The sequence below is a fragment of the Lentzea sp. NPDC058436 genome, from assembly GCF_042721515.1.
GTDB lineage: Bacteria > Actinomycetota > Actinomycetes > Mycobacteriales > Pseudonocardiaceae > Lentzea.
Window position 1 is genome coordinate 112,822 of the sequence record NZ_JBHXLF010000003.1, and the last position, 17,738, is coordinate 130,559.

16 protein-coding genes are annotated in these 17,738 nt (G+C 69.3%); 1 reads left to right on the top strand and 15 read right to left on the bottom strand.

Translation table 11 applies throughout. The features are described from left to right. Positions 1-120: 120 nt before the first annotated feature. The 11 genes from ACFWN2_RS14190 to ACFWN2_RS14240 form a co-directional block, all read right to left on the bottom strand. Positions 121-762 (bottom strand): sirohydrochlorin chelatase, encoded by a 642-nt coding sequence (locus tag ACFWN2_RS14190; protein WP_382427607.1) that lies wholly within the window; start codon positions 760-762, stop codon positions 121-123. Beyond that, entirely contained in the window at positions 759-1,850 is a 1,092-nt protein-coding gene (locus ACFWN2_RS14195) for a uroporphyrinogen-III synthase (RefSeq protein ID WP_382427609.1), read from the bottom strand. Before ACFWN2_RS14195 ends, ACFWN2_RS14190 begins: the two co-directional genes overlap by 4 nt. Further along, complete coding sequence (gene nirD / locus ACFWN2_RS14200) at positions 1,847-2,158, bottom strand: nitrite reductase small subunit NirD (protein WP_382427611.1); 312 nt, start codon at positions 2,156-2,158, stop codon at positions 1,847-1,849. The genes ACFWN2_RS14195 and nirD overlap by 4 nt, the downstream gene beginning before the upstream one ends. After that, positions 2,155-4,611 carry a nitrite reductase large subunit NirB gene (nirB, locus tag ACFWN2_RS14205; RefSeq protein ID WP_382427612.1) on the bottom strand — a complete coding sequence of 819 codons (2,457 nt, stop codon included), beginning with the start codon at positions 4,609-4,611 and terminating at the stop codon, positions 2,155-2,157. The genes nirD and nirB overlap by 4 nt, the downstream gene beginning before the upstream one ends. Before the next feature lie 110 nt (positions 4,612-4,721). Further along, positions 4,722-6,023 (bottom strand): MFS transporter, encoded by a 1,302-nt coding sequence (locus tag ACFWN2_RS14210; RefSeq protein ID WP_382427613.1) that lies wholly within the window; start codon positions 6,021-6,023, stop codon positions 4,722-4,724. A 100-nt stretch (positions 6,024-6,123) separates the two neighbouring features. Continuing rightward, on the bottom strand, positions 6,124-7,554 hold the full coding sequence (locus ACFWN2_RS14215; RefSeq protein ID WP_382427614.1) for an FAD-dependent oxidoreductase: 1,431 nt from the start codon (positions 7,552-7,554) through the stop codon (positions 6,124-6,126). Next, positions 7,551-9,470 (bottom strand): molybdopterin oxidoreductase family protein, encoded by a 1,920-nt coding sequence (locus tag ACFWN2_RS14220; RefSeq protein ID WP_382428723.1) that lies wholly within the window; start codon positions 9,468-9,470, stop codon positions 7,551-7,553. The genes ACFWN2_RS14215 and ACFWN2_RS14220 overlap by 4 nt, the downstream gene beginning before the upstream one ends. Before the next feature lie 105 nt (positions 9,471-9,575). After that, the gene (locus ACFWN2_RS14225; protein WP_382427616.1) at positions 9,576-10,373 is read right to left on the bottom strand and encodes a TIGR02569 family protein; all 798 of its coding nucleotides are present in this window, start codon (positions 10,371-10,373) and stop codon (positions 9,576-9,578) included. A gap of 133 nt (positions 10,374-10,506) precedes the next feature. Then, complete coding sequence (moeZ, locus tag ACFWN2_RS14230; protein ID WP_382427618.1) at positions 10,507-11,679, bottom strand: adenylyltransferase/sulfurtransferase MoeZ; 1,173 nt, start codon at positions 11,677-11,679, stop codon at positions 10,507-10,509. A gap of 79 nt (positions 11,680-11,758) precedes the next feature. Further along, entirely contained in the window at positions 11,759-12,757 is a 999-nt protein-coding gene (locus tag ACFWN2_RS14235) for a DUF3152 domain-containing protein (protein WP_382427619.1), read from the bottom strand. 40 nt (positions 12,758-12,797) lie between these two features. After that, entirely contained in the window at positions 12,798-13,751 is a 954-nt protein-coding gene (locus tag ACFWN2_RS14240) for an alpha/beta fold hydrolase (RefSeq protein WP_382427622.1), read from the bottom strand. Positions 13,752-13,876: 125 nt separating this feature from the next. Here ACFWN2_RS14240 and ACFWN2_RS14245 point away from each other — a divergent pair, with 125 nt between their 5' ends. Beyond that, complete coding sequence (locus tag ACFWN2_RS14245) at positions 13,877-14,506, top strand: TetR/AcrR family transcriptional regulator (RefSeq protein ID WP_382427624.1); 630 nt, start codon at positions 13,877-13,879, stop codon at positions 14,504-14,506. A 53-nt stretch (positions 14,507-14,559) separates the two neighbouring features. Here the strand turns inward: ACFWN2_RS14245 and ACFWN2_RS14250 are convergent, their stop codons facing one another. From ACFWN2_RS14250 to ACFWN2_RS14265, 4 genes are all read right to left on the bottom strand, one after another. Further along, on the bottom strand, positions 14,560-15,237 hold the full coding sequence (locus ACFWN2_RS14250) for a hypothetical protein (RefSeq protein ID WP_382427625.1): 678 nt from the start codon (positions 15,235-15,237) through the stop codon (positions 14,560-14,562). A gap of 44 nt (positions 15,238-15,281) precedes the next feature. After that, positions 15,282-15,437: a hypothetical protein gene (locus tag ACFWN2_RS14255; RefSeq protein WP_382427626.1), complete on the bottom strand. Its 156-nt coding sequence runs from the start codon at positions 15,435-15,437 to the stop codon at positions 15,282-15,284. A gap of 616 nt (positions 15,438-16,053) precedes the next feature. Further along, the gene (locus ACFWN2_RS14260; protein ID WP_382427628.1) at positions 16,054-16,839 is read right to left on the bottom strand and encodes an alpha/beta fold hydrolase; all 786 of its coding nucleotides are present in this window, start codon (positions 16,837-16,839) and stop codon (positions 16,054-16,056) included. Beyond that, positions 16,812-17,699, bottom strand: coding sequence for a diiron oxygenase (locus ACFWN2_RS14265; protein WP_382427630.1), 888 nt, complete (start codon positions 17,697-17,699; stop codon positions 16,812-16,814). Before ACFWN2_RS14265 ends, ACFWN2_RS14260 begins: the two co-directional genes overlap by 28 nt. Positions 17,700-17,738: the final 39 nt, after the last annotated feature.

Consider the following 17,738-nt stretch of genomic DNA (forward strand, 5'->3'; position numbering starts at 1 on the left):
AAATCGTCAAGACCCCCGCAAGAACCCTCGCAAGGCGACCCGACCCCACAAACGCGACCAACCCCGCTGGAACGCGACCAACCCACCAAACCGGCACCAGCAGAACTCGACCACCCCACCTCAAGCTGACCGCTGCAACACCCTCCGAGCCGAGTAGTACCTGCGCAACAAAGCATCGACCACAAGAGGATGCGCCCCAACCGGTTCGGACACGACGTCCGCACCGCACCCGGCCAGCACCCCGTGGAATGCCCCCGGTGCCAGGAGCCACGAGGCGACGGCCACCCGGCGCCCCCGCAGCGATCGCACGACATCAGCCACGCGGGGCGTCGCGGTAGCCACGTACCCGACAGCCGACGCGCCCACCAGCGCAGCCGCCCGCCGCACGGTCGCCAACGCCCGCGCATCAGAAGATCCCGCCGCGGCAAGCACGACTGCATCACCGCGGCGGACACCTGCCTCCCGCAACCGGTCGAGCACGGCCGGCACCGCGTCCAGCCCCAAGGGCGGCGTCAGCACCACACCGTCCCGGCCACCGATCTGCGCGGGAATGTCCACACGAACGTGATACCCGGCGGCCAGGAACACCGGCACCACCACACAAGGTCCGTCCACAACGGACCGAACATCCGGCTGCACCACATCGGCATAACCGACCACCACAGGCACGTCCACAGAAGCAGCAACAGCAGAAGCAATCGACGAACACACCTCAAGCCCACGCGGATCACGAGTCCCGTGGAAAGCCAACACCAGTTTCATGCGGGCTCCATCGCCAGCCGGTACCCGCGCTTCACCACGGTGCACACCATCTGCGGCGACCCCAGAGCAGTCCGCAACCGCCCGATCGCCGTCTCCACCGCATGTTCCTCACCGCCGGAAGGCAAGGCGGCCAACAGGTCCTGCCGAGACACCACACGCCCACGAGCCGCGACAAGCGTCCGCAACACGGCCATAGGCGCCGGCGCGACGGGCCGAAGCTCCCCGTCGATCAGCACGGCCTGAGCCCGCATCTCCATGTCACGAGAAGCGATCCGCAACCGCAACGCGCGCGAAGGCAGCTCCAGAGCCAACTCCCGCACCATCGACCCGATCCGCGACCGAGCAGGCTGCACCACCGGAATCCCGGCAGCAACCAACGGCCCGGCGGTGATGGCCCCCACCCCGACCACCAACACATCCCGCCGCAAACAGGCAACCAGAGCACCGAAATCCGGCGCAGTGCGCAACACCGAAGCAGCCGCAGGCGCCGAGGTGAACGTCAGCGCGTCCACAGACCCAGCCACCACAGCGTCGATCAACCGCTGCAACGGCCCCAGATCAGCAGGCGGCTCCCACCGGTACACGGGGATCTCGACGACATCGGCCCCAGCAGCAGCAAGCGTGTTCACGAAGTCCGGCAACGGTTCCCCGTGCAGCTGAACGGCGACGCGCTTGCCGGCGACACCCATCCGCAGCAGGTACTGCAACAACTCGGCGTTCGACTCGGACGAGGGCGACCACGTCTCCGTCAGACCGGCCGCCCGCACCGCCCCCTTCGCCTTGGGCCCGCGCGGCAGCACCACCGCACCTTCCAGAGCGCGGTGCAACCGCGAAGCGAGTCCCCACCCCTCCGCCGCCTCGAACCACCCGCGAAAGCCGATCGCGGTCGTGGCGACGACCACGTCGACGGGCGACGACACCAGTTCCAGCGTCGCGGCGTGCAGGGTCGCGTCGTCGGGCAGGGGCACTATCCGCAGCGCCGGTCCGTGCAGCACGGAGGCGCCCTTGCGTTCCAGCAGGGCGATGAGCTCGTCCGCGCGGCGGGCCGCGGTGACACCGATGGTGAAGCCCGCCAGCGGGCCCGTCATGTCAGCTCCACGACACCGTCGCGCACGCGCACGTTGTGCACGGCGACGGACACGTCCGGCTGGTCCAGGCACTTGCCGGTCGCCAGTTCGAACGCCTGCTTGTAGACCGGTGACACCACGACGGGCACGCCGCCGCGGTCGCCCACGATGCCGCGCGACAGCACCGCGGCGCCGCTGAACGGGTCGATGTTGTCCAGTGCGTGCAACGAGCCGTCGGCGGTCAGGAACACCGCCACCTGCGAGCCGTCGGGCAGCAACGCCGCGACGCCCTGTTCCGGCCTCAACACGTCGAAGTCACAGACGATCACCTGACGACCTCCGGGATGCCCAGGGACACGGGGACGCGCTGACCGCGTTCAGCGCGGAACGAGATCGTGGGGTCGGGGGTGCCCGGCGCGTTCACGAACGACGTGAAGCGCGCCAGCTTCTCCGGGTCCTCCAGCACACCGCGCCACTCGTCGGCGTAGTCGGAGACGTGCGACGCCATCGCGGCCTCCAGGTCGGCGCAGATGCCGAGCTTGTCGTCCACGACGACCTCGCGCACGTGGTCGAGCCCGCCGTCGAGCCCCTCCAGCCACGCCGAGGTGCGCTGCAGGCGGTCGGCCGTGCGGATGTAGAACATCAGGAACCGGTCGATCACGCGGATCAGCTGCTCGGTGTCCACATCGGACACGAGGAGGTCGGCGTGACGGGGCGTGAAGCCGCCGTTGCCGCCCACGTAGAGGTTCCAGCCGTTCTCGGTGGCGATCACGCCGAAGTCCTTGCCGCGCGCTTCCGCACACTCACGAGCACAACCGGACACAGCCGACTTGAGCTTGTGCGGCGACCGCAGCCCCCGGTAGCGCAGTTCCAGCTCGATCGCCAGGCCGACGGAGTCCTGCACGCCGTAACGGCACCAGGTCGTGCCGACGCAGGACTTCACCGTGCGCAACGACTTGCCGTACGCGTGCCCGGACTCGAACCCGGCGTCGACGAGCCTGCGCCAGATCTCGGGCAGCTGGTCGACGGTCGCGCCGAACAGGTCGATGCGCTGGCCACCGGTGATCTTGGTGTAGAGCCCGTAGTCGCGGGCCACCTCACCGATGACGATCAGCTTCTCCGGCGTGATCTCGCCGCCGGGGATGCGCGGCACGACCGAGTAGGTGCCGTTGCGCTGCAGGTTCGCCAGGAACCTGTCGTTGGTGTCCTGCAACGACACCTGCTCGGTGCCGAGGATGTGCCCGTTGCCCAGCGACGCCAGGATCGACGCCACGGCGGGCTTGCAGATGTCGCAGCCGCGTCCGCTGCCGTGCTTCGAGATCAGCTCGGAGAACGTCGTGACGCGCGTGGCCTGGACGATCTCGAACAGCTCCGCGCGGGAGTGCGTGAAGTGCTCGCACAACGCCTTGGACTGCTCGACACCGCACTCGGACAACAGCTTCTTGAGCATCGGCACGCACGAACCACAACCGGTGCCGGCCTTGGTGCACGCCTTCAGCTCGGCGACGTCGCACGCCACCCCGGACCCGATCGCGTCCGTGATCGTCTGCTTGGTCACCGCGTGGCACGAGCACACCTGCGCGTCGGCGGGCATCTCGACGTCCACGGCTCCGCCGGGCTGCAGGAGAGCGGCCGGAACCTCCTTGCCCACCAACGGTCGTAGCGACAGGTACGACGACGCGTCACCGACGAGCACGCCGCCCAGCAGGATGCGGGCGTCGTCCGACACCACGAGCTTGCTGTAGGTGCCGGCGACGGCGTTGTTCACGACGACTTCCAGCGCGCCCTCGGTCACGGCGTGCGCGTCGCCGAACGACGCCACGTCCACGCCGAGCAGCTTGAGCTTCGTCGACACGTCGGCGCCGGGGAACACCCGCGCACCACCGGAAAGCTGGTCAGCGACCACCTCGGCCATCGAGTAACCAGGAGCGACGAGACCGTAGGTAACGCCCTCGACAGCGGCGCACTCACCGATCGCGAACACGTGCGGGTCGGCCGTCCGGCAGGCCGCGTCGACCAGGTAACCCCCGCGCGGGCCCAGCGGAAGCCCCAGGTCGAGGTCGGTGCGCGGCCGGATGCCGGCGCTGAACACCACCACGTCGAGGTCCAGTTCCAGGCCGGAGGCGAGCTTCGCGATCAGCCGCGACCCGTCGCGTTCGATCGAGGAGGCGGACGTCCCGGTGTGCACGGTCAGGTCGAGCTTCTCGACCAGCCGCTTCAGCAGCCCGGCGCCACCGTCGTCCACCTGGATCGGCATCAGCCGCGGCGCGAGCTCCACGACGTGCGGCGAGATTCCCATGCCGCGCAACGCGTTGGCAGCCTCCAGCCCCAGCAGGCCGCCGCCCAGCACCATGCCGGACCGCCTGCCGGGACGCGAGGCCGCCTCGACCGTCGCCCGGATGTCGTCCAGGTCGTCGATCGTCCGGTAGACGTGGCAGCCAGGCAGGTCGCGGCCGGGCACTGGCGGCACGAACGGCACCGAACCCGTGGCCAGCACCAGGGCGTCGTAGGACACCTCGACACCCGACTCACCCACCACGACCCGGCGTTCGCGGTCCACCGACACGGCCTTCTCGCCGAGGCGGAGCTCGCAGCCCGTCAGCGCGGGCAGCTCCAGGTCGGCGGAGGTCCAGGTGTCCACATAGGACGACAGCGCGACCCGGTCGTAGGCGGGGCGGTTCTCCTCGCCGAACACCACGATCCGCCAGGACGAGTCACGGAGGATCTCGACGAGCCGGTGGCCGACCATGCCGTTGCCGATCACGACCAATGTCTGGGTCATCGGGTATCCCTCCTTCGCCCGGTATGCTCACCGGGCGGCGTGTCATCCCCAGGTCCGCCACATTGCGCGGGTGTTAAAGGAAACTCTCTTCGCAGATCAAGCGGTGTGCGTCACACGCCGGCGTAGGCGAGCGACGGCCGTTCGGCGAACACGTTGCGCCGCAGGTAGAACCACCACGTCGTACCGAGGCACAGCCCGTAGAAGACGAGGATCGCGGTCAGCGCGGGCGTCAGGGTCTTCGAGCCCTCCAGCGAGAACTTGAAGACCAGGTTCACCAGCACCCCGCCGGCCGCGCCGATCGCGCCCGCGATGCCGACCACGGCGGCGGCCTGGCGCTTGGCGGACTTGTCGTCGTCGGACTGGGTGCGGAAGATCGCCGGGATCATCCGGTACGTCGAGCCGTTGCCCACGCCCGCCAGCACGAACAGCGCGATGAACGAGCCGAAGAACAGCGCGAAGTTCTTGGTGTCCACGCTGACGATCACGCCGAGCGTGCCTGCCGCGAGCCCGAGGAACGTCCAGAGCGTCACCTTCGCACCACCGACCCGGTCGGCCAGCCAGCCGCCGAACGGACGGGCGATCGACCCGATCAGCGCGCCGAGGAACGCCAGCGCCACCCAGCCCTTGTAGTCCACGAAGCTCAGCTTGATCAGCGACGGGAACGCGAACGAGTACCCGATGAACGACCCGAACGTGCCGATGTACAGGAACGACATCACCCACGTGTGCTGGTTGGACAGCGCGAGCTTGTACGACTGCCCGTCAGGCTTTGCCTGCGTCAGGCTGTTCATGAAGAACCACGCGAAGGCCGTCGCAACCACGATGAACGGCATCCAAATCAGCGCCGCGTAGGCCAGGTTGATCCCGGTGCCGAGGGTGATCACGAACGGCACGACGAGCTGCGTGATCGCGACGCCGAGGTTGCCGCCGGCCGCGTTCATGCCGAGCGCCAGGCCCTTCTTGCCCTCCGGGTAGAAGAACGAGATGTTCGCCATCGAGGACGAGAAGTTGCCGCCGCCCAGGCCCATCGCGGCCGAGGTGAGCAGGAAGAACCAGAACGGCGTGCCCGGCGTCGACACGGCGTAGGCGAGCATCGTGCACGGGATCAGCAGCAACCCGGCGCTGATCGTCGTCCACAGCCTCCCGCCGAACTTGGGCACCGCGAACGTGTACGGCACCCGCAGCACCGCGCCGACCAGGTTCGGCACGATCAGCAGCCAGAACTGCTCACCGACGCTGAAGTCGAAGCCGACGGAACCGAGGCTTACCACCACGATGCTCATCAGCACCCACACGCTGAACCCGAGGTTCTCCGCGAAGATGCTCAGCGCGAGGTTCTTGCGGGCGATCCGCTTGCCGGTGGACTCCCAGAACTCGGGCTTCTCCGGCTCCCAGTGGTCGATCCAGCTCATGAACGTCCTCCACAAGGGTTCGGCGACTGCCGAAGAAACTAGGAACCGCGCATTACCAAGGGGTTCTGGCCCGTGACGGCGGAGGCAACTCCGCCGCACATCACGCAGAGGCCGGCTGTGAGGCCCCGAGCCAGTCGAGCAGCCCGCACACCGCGTCCTTGCACCCACCACAGCCGGTGGTCGCCCGCGTGGCCTCCGCGAGCTGCGGCAACGACTCCGCACCCGCCCGCCAGGCCGACACGATCTGTCCTTTGGAGACGGTGTTGCAGCGGCAGATCACCGCGCTGGACGGCAGGTCGGCCGGCGACGCGGCCTCCGCGGGCAACGCCCGTCCGAGCAGCAGCGCGAGCCGGTCGGTCGGCGCGGGGATGCCGCGGTCGTAGAGCTGGGTGATCGTGGCGGCCGCGTCCGGCGCGCCGAGCACGATCGCGCCCGCCACCCGGTCGTCGCGCAGCACGAGCTTGGCGTACCGGCCGCGCGAGGGTTCCTGGAAGCACAGGACCTCCGAGTCGGGGCAGTCGACGTCGGTGTGCACGTCCCCCAGCGCCGCCAGGTCCACGTCCCGCGCCTTCAACCGCGTGACGACGGACGTCCCCCGGTAACGGGCGGCGGGGTTCGCGCCGGTCAGACGGTCGGCGAGCACGGCGGCCTGGTCCCACGCGGGCTGCACCAGGCCCGACACGGTGCCGGGGTGCTGGGCGCAGTCGCCGATCGCGTGGACGCGCGGGTCGCTGGTGCGCAACGCGTCGTCCACGACGATGCCGCGATCGACCGTCAGACCAGCTTTCACCGCCAACGACGTCTCGGCGCGCACACCTGCGGAGACCACGACGAGCTCGGCGGGCACGTGGCTGCCGTCGTCGAGGATCAGGCCGTCACCGGGGAGGTACTTGGCGGCCATGGCGTTCAGCCGGAACTCGATGCCGAGGCCACCGAGGGTGCGGGCGAGGACGCTGCCGGCACCGGGGTCGAGCTGGCGTTCCATCAGGTGGCCGACGGGGTGCACGACGGTGACGAGGCAGCCGCGCCCGGCCAGGCCACGTGCGGCCTCGATGCCGAGCAGGCCGCCGCCGAGGACGATGACAGGTGCGCCCCGGTGGGCTTTCGCCTCGATCTCGGCGCAGTCGTCGAGGGTGCGGAAGGCGACGACTCCGGGGGCGAGTTTCCCGTCTTCGAGGAGGCCTTCGGCGGGCGGGACCCAGGGGGTGCTGCCGGTGGCGAGGACCAGTGCGTCGTAAGGGATGGAGTCACCGGAGTCGAGCTTCACCGCTCGTGCGGCGCGGTCGATCTCCAGCACCGCACACCCCACCCGCAGGTCGACGTCGTGCTCCGCCGCCCACCTCTCGTCGTGCAGCCGCGTCGACTCCGGCGTCATCGTCCCCGCCACCACCGTCGACAGCAGCACCCGGTTGTACGCGGCGTGCGGCTCGGCGCCCACCACCGTCACCGACACGTCCGGGTCGCGGCGGCGCAGTTCGTCCGCCAGCCGTGCCCCTGCCATGCCGTACCCGACGATCACGACTCGCCTCATGCCGGCTCCAATCGCACAGCGCAGACCTTGAACTCGGGCATCCGGCTCGTGGGATCGAGCGCGGGGTTGGTGAGCAGGTTCGCCCGGCCGTCACCGGGGAAGTGGAACGGCAGGAACACCGCGTCGGGACGCATGCTCGGCACGCACCGGACGACCGCGGTCACCGTTCCGCGCCGCGACACGACGTGGGCCGGGGCACCGGCCACGAGGCCCGCGCGCACCGCCGTGTCCGGGTGGACCTCCACGTACATCTCGGGAACGGCGGCCACCAGCTCGCCGACGAGTCGTGTCTGCGCGCCCGACTGGTAGTGCTGCAACACGCGTCCGGTGGTGGCCTGCAACGGGAACTCGGCGTCGGGCGGTTCGGCGGGGCCGCGGTGGTCGACCGGGACGAACCGCGCCAGGCCGTCGGCGTGCGCGAACCGGTCGAGGAAGAGCCGTGGTGTGCCGGGGTGGTCCACCGAGGGAACCGGCCAGTGCAGCTGCTCGGATTCGAGGCGCTCGTAGGTGATGCCGGAGTAGTCGGAGAGCCCGCCGGCGGACGCGCAGCGCAGTTCCTCGAAGACCTCGACGGGTTTCACCGGGAACTTCTCGCCCACGCCGAGCCGGGAAGCCAGGCCGTGCAACAGCTCCAGGTCGCTGCGCACACCGGGAGGTGGGTCAAGTGCCTTGCGGCGCCGGATGATCCGGCCTTCGAGGTTGGTCATGGTGCCGTCCTCCTCGGCCCACTGCGTCACCGGGAACACGACGTCGGCCATCGCGGCGGTCTCGGACATCACGAAGTCCGCCACCACCAACAGGTCCAGCGCCTTCAACCGGTCCTGGACGCCGGACGCACGCGGCGCCGACACCACCGGGTTGCTGCCGAACACGAGCATCGCCCTGATGTCCTCGGCGACCAGCAGCTCGTAGGCGCTGCGACCTGGTCCGGGCAGCTCCGACACGCCCCAGACGTCCATGATGTGCCGCCGTGCCACGGGATCGTCGATCTTGCGGTAGCCGGGCAGCTGGTCGGCCTTCTGCCCGTGCTCACGCCCGCCCTGGCCGTTGCCCTGCCCCGTCAGGCAGCCGTACCCGGAACCCGCGCGCCCGGGAAGTCCCAGCGCCAGCGCCAGGTTGATCCACGCCGAGACGGTGTCGGTGCCGGACGCGTGCTGCTCGGTGCCGCGCCCGGTCAGCACGTACGACCGCCCGGCCAGCATGTGCACGGCGGCGCGTTGATCGGCGGCGGACACACCGGTGACGCGTTCGGTCTGCTCGGGCCACCACTGCGCCGCCACCCGCCACGCGTCGTCGAAACCCGTGGTGCGCGAGGTGATGTACTCCTTGTCGATCACGCCCTCGATGACCGCCGTGTGCAGCAGTCCCAGTGCCAGAGCCAGGTCCGTGCCCGGCGCGGGTTGCAGGTGCAGCGTCGCGCGTTCGGCGGTGGGTGTGCGGCGCGGGTCGATGACGATCAGCCGCGCGCCCTCCAGGTGCCGCAGGAACGGCGGCATCGTCTCGGCGGGGTTGGAGCCCGCCAGCAGCACGGTGTCCGCGGAACGCAGGTCCGTCAACGGGAACGGCAGCCCGCGGTCCAGCCCGAACGCCTTGTTGCCCGCGGCCGCGGCGGACGACATGCAGAACCGGCCGTTGTAGTCGATCTGCGAGGTCTTCAACGCCACGCGCGCGAACTTCCCGAGCGCGTAAGCCTTTTCGTTCGTCAGCCCGCCACCGCCGAACACGGCGACCTCGTCGGGCTCGTACGAGGAGATCCGCGACGCCACGAAGTCCAGCGCCTCGTCCCACGACACGGGCCGGCCGTGCAGCAACGGCGTGGTGAGCCGGCCGGGATGGCGCAGCAGCTCGCCCGCCGTCCAGCCCTTCTGGCACAGCCCACCGGGGCCAGGTGTCACCTGGCCGTCGATGACGCTCATGGAGCACTGCAGCGCGCAGTAGGGGCAATGGGTCACGCCGCTGACGCTAGGAAGCGCGCGTTAACCCGATGCTCCGCAATGTTTCGTACCTGCTAATTGGCCCGCTCAGAGCAGGGACGTGACGTGGTGAGCAGCACGTTCCAGACCGGCGAAGGACTGTGGCGTCGACAACGGGTGCAACGCGTGCACGGCCAGGCGGAACAGCATCGCGCGCAGCAGCGCCTGCTCCCACTCGGCCTGGTGGCTCCAGCGGTGGAACAGCCCGGAGTCCGCGCCGCCCCACGCGACGGCGTCCACCGCGACCACGGCCGCGGCCCACTCGGCGGGGCGCCAGTACGCGGTGAAGTCGATGACGGCCGGCGGCGCGTTGCCCGCGAACAGCACGTTGCCGAACAGGTCTCCGTGCACGACCTGCGGCTTGAGGTTGAGCGGCTTCCGCCGTTCCTTCAGCAGCTCGAACAGCCGTCCGCCGAGGTCGGCCTCCAGCGGCACGTCCTCCTCGCCCCACGCCTTGCGGTCGGCGACGGCGAACACGTCCGTGCGGGTTTCGAGGAACCGTGGCTTTGCGAGCTCGGCCGTGGCCTGGTGCAGGCGCTGCGCGACGGCGATGACCTCGTCGTGGCGCGCCTCGGCCCGGCCGGCGAGGAACTTGGTGGCGGACCAGCCGCCGACGACGTACCGGCCGTCGGTCGATCTGAGCGGCCTGCCGATGCGCAGGTGGTGCACGTCGAGGCCGTCGAGGGTCTTGGCGATCCAGGTGGCCTCGGCGGGCTTGGGCGCGGGCCGGATCGTGGCGTCGCCGCACCGCCAGGCGGGGCCGCCGTCGATGAGCTCTGGCTCGGCGTCACGTGCCCCGAACGCCGCACGCACGTGCGCTGGGGGCGGTTCGGGGGACCGGGTCACGGTCGGGCACGCTACCTGCTTAGACCGTCCGGGTGGTGGATCACGGCACGGCGTGATTCGCGCCGCCACCCGAAAAGCCGAACGAGTGATGGGTGCTTTCGGGGCCGAAAGCCTCCGAAAGCACCCATCGCCGTTAGTACGTCGGCAGGCTCGGGTCCACCTCGCGGGCCCACGCCAGCACGCCGCCACCGACGTGCACGGCGTCCTTGAAGCCCGCCTTGTGCAGCGCCGCGAGCGCCTCCGCGGAACGGGCACCGGACTTGCAGTGCAGCACCAGCGGCTTGTCCTGCGGCAGCTCCGAGAACGCCTCGCCCGAGAGGATCTTGTCCTTCGGGATCAGCACCGAGCCCGGGATCTTGACGATCTCGTACTCGTGCGGCTCGCGCACGTCCACCAGCAGGAAGTCCTCACCGGACTCCTGCTTGTGCTTGAGCTCGAGCGGCGTGATCGTGTTGCCCGCGGCCGCCTGCTGCGCGTCCGTGGACACGACACCGCAGAACGCCTCGTAGTCGATCAGCTCGGTGATCTTCGGGGACTCGGGGTCCTTGCGGATCTTGATGGTCCGGTACGACATCTCCAGCGCGTCGTAGACCATCAAACGGCCCAGCAGCGGGTCGCCGATGCCCGTGAGCAGCTTGATCGCCTCGGTCACCATGATCGAGCCGATCGACGCGCACAGCACGCCCAGCACGCCGCCCTCGGCGCACGACGGGACCATGCCGGGAGGCGGCGGCTCCGGGTAGAGGTCGCGGTAGTTGAGGCCCTGGCCGTTCGGGGCGTCCTCCCAGAAGACGCTGACCTGGCCCTCGAACCGGAAGATCGAACCCCACACGTACGGCTTGCCCAGCAGCACCGCGGCGTCGTTCACCAGGTACCTGGTGGCGAAGTTGTCGGTGCCGTCGAGGATCAGGTCGTAGTCGCGGAAGATCTCCAGCGCGTTCTCGGAGTTGAGGTGCGTCTGGTGCAGGTTCACCTTGACGAACGGGTTGATCTCGGCGACCGAGTCCCTGGCGGACTCCGCCTTCGGGCGGCCGACGTCGGACTGGCCGTGGATCACCTGGCGCTGCAGGTTCGACTCGTCCACGACGTCGAAGTCCACGACGCCGAGCGTGCCGACCCCGGCCGCGGCCAGGTACAGCAGTGCCGGGCTGCCCAGGCCGCCCGCGCCGACGACGAGCACCTTCGCGTTCTTCAGCCGCTTCTGCCCGTCCACCCCGACGTCCGGGATGATCAAGTGGCGGCTGTAGCGCGCGACTTCTTCCTTGGTCAGCTCCGCGGCTGGCTCAACGAGCGGCGGAAGCGCCATGCTGGTCCTCCTCGACGAATGTCTCCGTATCCGAGACAACGTCTACCCTGCCTCGACTCTTCCCGGTTGGAAAGCTGTCTCAGCCTGCGGGAAACGCGTTCGGCGTGCACACCTTGCCGTCGGCCGGCACCACGTCCTGCCCGGCGTTGAGCTGCGAGACGAAGTCGTTCGAGACGCCGAACGTCTGCTGCATCATCACGGGGGCCGGCGCGCCGTTCTCCGCGCAGGCCGCGTGGCCGCTGCCGAGGGCGTGCCCGACCTCGTGGTTGATCACGTAGGTCCGGTATCCGGCCAGGTCGGAGCCGTAGACCATGGCACCGCGCACCCAGCGGGCGACGTTGATGATCACGCGCTTCTGACCGGGGTTGAAGCAGGAGGTCTCGAACGGGATCTCCTTGCCGCAGAGCGTGTGCGTGGTCTTCGTGGTGGTGAGCGCCACGAAGAAGTCCGGGTTCTGGTTGGCCTCGACCCGCTGCAGCGCGACCTGCTTGGTGCCGACCCAGCTGCGCGGGTCGGACAGGATCCCCTCGACCGTGCGCGCGAACGCGGCCGCGTCGTCGTTGTAGTCGGACGGCTTCACGCCGTCCTCGATGGCGATCGCGTACTTGCGGAACTTCGGCGCGTTGCCCTCGCCGACCCTGGGCCCGCTGCCGCCGACCACCTTGAACGTGCCGACGCCGTCCTCCGAGAAGGCGGGGCCGCCCGGCAGTTCGGCGGTCGGGATCTTCAGGTCCGGCTTCTTGCCCGGCACCTCGGACGCGGGCGCCTCGGGCGTGCTCACGGGCGTCTCGGCGGCGTTCGTGCTGCCGCCGTCGCCCCCGGTCGCGGGCGCCTTCGGCTGCACCGTGTCGAGCACCACGAGGGCCGTCAGGACGAGCAGGACCGGGATCGCGTAGATCCGCCACCCGTAGTTGGCGACGAGCTTCTTCACACCGCGCTTCTTGCGGGGCCGCCGCATCGCCTGGGTGGCGTCCGGTTCCCACGCGGCCGCGAGCGGTTCCGCGCTGGTCCGGCGCTCGCCGCGGCGGTAGCGGTCAGCGGGCGGAGCAGGTCGTCCTCGCTCGGGGGCGCGATTCACGTGGTCCAGGGTCCCACATCCCCCGTATGGCCGTCGTTCATCACCATGTGTTGCGGTCGACCGCCTCCCACATGCCCAGGACGGCCCTCGCCACGGTGGCGGGCCGTTCCATCTGGGCGACATGGCCGGTCTTGGCGAGCACCAGCAGTCGTCCCTTCGGCAGGGCGCGCGCCGTCCGAGGACCCTTCTGCACGCTGACGAGCCTGTCGTTCTCGCCCCAGAGCACCAGCGTCGGCGCCTGCACCAACGGCAGCAGCCGCCACAGCGACTTCGCGCCGGGCGTGAGCCAGCTCTGCACGAGACCGACCGTGCTGCGGTTGAGCGCCTGACCCGCCCACTTCTGCCGGGCGCGCTCCTCGTTCTCCCTGATCGACTCCTCGATGCGGTTGTCCGGCACGACGCTCGGGTCGGCGAAGCACAGCTTCAGCATCTGCCGGGTGCGCTGGTGCGGGGTCAGCTTCGCGAGCTCACGGCGGACCCTGGCACCGACCAGCGGCAGCACGGCGAGCGCCATCCGCGGGTCGGACATGCGGTCGAGGCGCGGCCGGAAGTCGGGCACGGCCGGGGAGACCAGCGTGAGCGTCTTCACGAGGTCCGGCCTGCCCGCGGCGACGATGACCGAGATCGCGCCGCCCATCGAGTTGCCGAACAGGTGCACCGGCTGTGAGAGCGTTTCCAGGTATTTGGTGACGGTGCGCGCGTGCGTGGCGAGACTGAAGTCGTAGCCAGGAATCGGCTCCGAACGCCCGAACCCGGGAAGGTCGATCGAGTGGCCGGTGACGTGGTCGCGGAGCTGGGCCGCGAGATCTGTCCAGTTCGTCGCGGACCCGCCAAGACCGTGCACGTACACGGCCTCCGGACCGTCACCCGGAGTGTGCCTCACATGCACCTCGTGACCGTCTAGCTGCTGAAACTCTCCTGGCCACGGCGTCTGCGACGTGTCCAGCGGCGGCAGCGCGACGGTGGACAACGGGGCGGGAATGAACGTGCTCACCAGACCAGGATGCGGGAAATCGGGCCGAGATGGTTCCCGCATGTGGGCTACCAGCGAGTAAGGTTGCTCTCAGCCTCGGTCAGGCAACCCCTCTCCGACGGCGCATCACTCGTGCTGGAGGCACCATGACGGAGACGGCGCAGAGCGCACCCGCTGGAAGGGGCGTTCGACTGCCGCGCACCGCCCGCCGCGCGCAACTGCTGGCAGCGGCGCAGGACGTGTTCGTCGCCAACGGCTACCACGCCGCGGCGATGGACGAGATCGCCGAGCGTGCCGGCGTGTCCAAGCCTGTGCTGTACCAACACTTCCCGGGCAAGCTCGAGCTCTACATGGCACTGCTGGAGTCCCATGTGGACGAGCTGGTCGGCCGCGTCCGCACCGCCATCGGCTCCACCACGGACAACAAGCTGCGCGTGCGTGCCGCCGTGGCCGCCTTCTACGACTTCGTGGACGGCGAGGGCCAGGCGTTCCGCATGGTGTTCGAGTCGGACCTGCGCTCGGAACCGTCCGTGCAGTCCGCCGTCGAGCGCGCCACGACGGACTCCGTCGACGCGATCACCGACACCATCACCGCGGACGCCGGCCTCGACGCGGAACGCGCGCGGCTGCTGGCCGTCGGCCTCGTCGGGCTGTCGCAGGTCACCGCCCGGTCGTGGCTCGCGGACAACCGCAGGGTGCCGAAGGAGGAGGCGGTCGCGCTGATCTCCAACCTGGCGTGGCGCGGCATCGGTGGCGGTTTCCCGCTGCAGCACTGACCGCGTGGCGTCCAGGGCTTCCCCGATCGACGACGAAGCCCTGGACGCGCCCTCTACAAGCGGCGGCGTTGCCGCCGTTGGCCTTCGCTCACGAGCAGCCGTCCTCGCGAGACCTGGCCCGCCAGGACGAGATCGACCTTCATCGCACCCGCGCCCATCGCGTCGTGCTTGTCGACGAACTTGTCGTATTTCTCCAGGAACCGTGCCAGGTCCCTTTCGAAGACCGACGACGGTCCCGTCGACGAACCGTCACGCAGGTCGGCCCACAGCTTGACGAGCACGTCGACCTGACGGACGGACAGGCCGCACGCCGTCGCGAACGCCCGCACCTGTCCGAGCTTGGTCGGCAGGCCGGCGCGACCGTTCCTGACCAGTTCGTACGCCTGACTGCGCGGCAGTTCCGGTCCCGCCCGCTTCGCGAGAACCGCCGGACTGACCCCGGAGCGCTGGTGCAGAAGCTTCAGCAGGGCGTTGAACCCCCGAGGTGTCGCCGCGTGCAGTTCCCCGTCCGATGTCGGCCGCGCCGGCCTGTGCTCAGCCGATTCCTCCCCCTCGGCCGGGTGCTCCCGATGAAAGGCCGCCTTCAGCTGCTTCCTGGTTCCCACCGAAATGTCGAGGTCGAACATTTGGGCCGCGAGCCAGGACCAAGACGCATCACGGCGGACGAGCATCGATTTCACCTGAGCTGGAATCTTTTCGCCCGCTTCGCGATATGCCGCGGCCACGATCACCGACAGCGGCGCGAACCGGCCGCTTCTTTCCGGACCAACTGGCCTCACCGCACCTCCAGCGCCCGGCCGAGAGCGGCGCGGAGGTTCGGCGCGGGACGTGTCACCACGGAGACCAGCACGAGCAGGACGGCCACCATTGCTGCCACCACCTGCGGCTCGTGACCTGTCGAGAGCATCGACACGACGAAGATGTATGCCATCGCCATCTGCGAGAGCTGCAGCAGGACGGCTGAACGACAAGAAGTGCGTGGCGCGCACGCCAAAGAACGAGCGGTTCCCAAAGGAGCTTCCTATCCGCATGAAGGTCACGGTTGCCGGGCTCAGCCGAGGCTGTTGAACGCTTGTGCCCGGATCTGCGCAGTTGGCGCTGCTTCGATCCGGATCAGGACCTGCCTGATGGCACACGATCTTGGCACTAATAGGAGCGGTTCACAAAACACACGACACCGTCACGCAAGTACAGAATCGTCCAGAATCATCCAGGACTATCCAGCAGGCCCGATAAACGCAGGTCCCGCCATTGCACTTGGAGCACGTCCAATCTGCGGCCGGAGTCCACAAGCGTCCAGAACCCGCACCCTCTGGTTTTGCCTACCGCGAAAACAGCACTATCGTAAGTAAGCGGTTTGTTTTGGCACCAAAACGAACCGCATGGAACAGAGCTTCCCCAGGCACGCTGAGGGCTCAGCCGAGCACGGGGATCAGCGGCCTCCTGTTGGCGCAGGAGGCCGCACACAAGTTGAAATGAGGCAAGCGAACGGGCCCCCGCCTGCAGGCGAGGGCCCGTTCGCTCAGTCAGTTCTCACGTCGGCCCCGTCACATCAGGGCGGCGATCCGTCTCGCCACGTCCTCGGACCGTTCGAGCGGCAGCATGTGCCCGGTCTTCGGGTAGATCACGAACCGCGCCGACGGCAGCGCGTCCGCCAGCACCCGCGAGTGCCGCATCGGCGTCAGCACGTCCCACGACCCGGCCATGACCACGGTCGGGATCTCCGACAGCACCGCGAGCGCCTCCCGCCGCTGGTGCAGCGTCAGCTCCTCGCGGATCCCGACGAACGCCTCGCCGGACGTGTTCCCCGCCATCGCCGCCGCTGCCCGCACGTCGGCCCAGCGCGGACGCCGCCCGAACGTCACCCGCAGGCCCGGCGCGAGCACCCGGCCGAACCCGACCTTGGGCCGTTTGACCAGCCACTTCCCCGCGAGTCGCTCCACGCCGCTCTGCCGGGGCAGGTTGCCGCACGACGTGGCGATCAGCGCCACGCCGGACACGCGCGCGAACAGTTCTGGGTGCTGCTCGGCCAGCGCCATGATCGTCATGCCGCCCAGCGAGTGGCCCGCCAGCACGATCCGCCCGGTGGGCACGTGCTTCTCCAGCACCGCCGCCAGGTCGTCCGCGAGCTCCGCGATCGTCCCGGTGCCGGTGCCCGCCGACAGCCCGTGACCCCGCACGTCGTAGCGCACGACCCGGCCGGGCAGCGCGGCGGCGACGCGGTCCCACGTCGTGAGGTCCATCGTCCAGCCGTGCAGCAGCACGGCGGTCACGTCGGAGGACGAAGGCCCCGACGTGACGACGTTCAGCCGAGCAGGAACGAGCGACGCCATGAGCGCATCCCCGGCCTTCCCACGAGTCCGGCCTCGTCGAGGAACGACATGATCCGCTCCCCCGACCAGCGGATGGTCTCCTGGAACTTCTGGTTGCCGAGCGCCTGGCGGTGGGCCTCGCGCACGTCCAGGCCGACGGCCGCGTACACGTCGGGGTTGATGATCGCGCGGGTGATCATCATCGACACGTACCCGATCAGCCACTTCTGGTACGGCTTCTCGTAGCCCTTGAGCCCGTGCATGCCGCGCTGCAGCTCCTCGCGGGCGAACCGCACGTGACGTGCCTCTTCCAGCACGTGGATGCGGTTCACCATCCGCACGATCGGCTGGATGGTGTCGTCGGTCATCGCCTCGCGCTGCAGCCGGTCGAGGATCTCCTCGGCGACCAGGATCGAGCCGTACATCGCGGGGCCGTAGCCGATGACCGGCAGCAGCTTGCCCATGCGGTGCGTGTGCTTCGTCGGCCCGTAGGCCGGGCAGCCGATCCGTTCGACCAGGCGCGCGAACATCGTCGAGTGCCGGCACTCGTCGGCGACCTCGGTCAGCGCGTACTGGGCGTGCCGCGAGGTCGGGTCGGTGTTGTAGACCATCTTGACCAGCATCTGCATCAGCAGCAGCTCGAACCACAGGCCCACCGACGCGATGGACGCCAGCTCGTGCTTCGACAGCTCGATCCGCTGCTCCTGCGTGAGCGTGTCGTACAGCGGGGTGCCGTAGAGCGAGATGCGCTTTTCAGGGATGTAGAAGAGGCCGTCCACCAGAGGTGCGGACCAGTCGATGTCCACCTCGGGGTCGTAGAACTTCTCGGCGGACGACTTGAGCAGCCGTTCCGCGGTCTTCTCCCGATCGGCGACCCTCATCGATTGCCCTCCCCGGTAAGTGTTACTTGAGGTAACGGT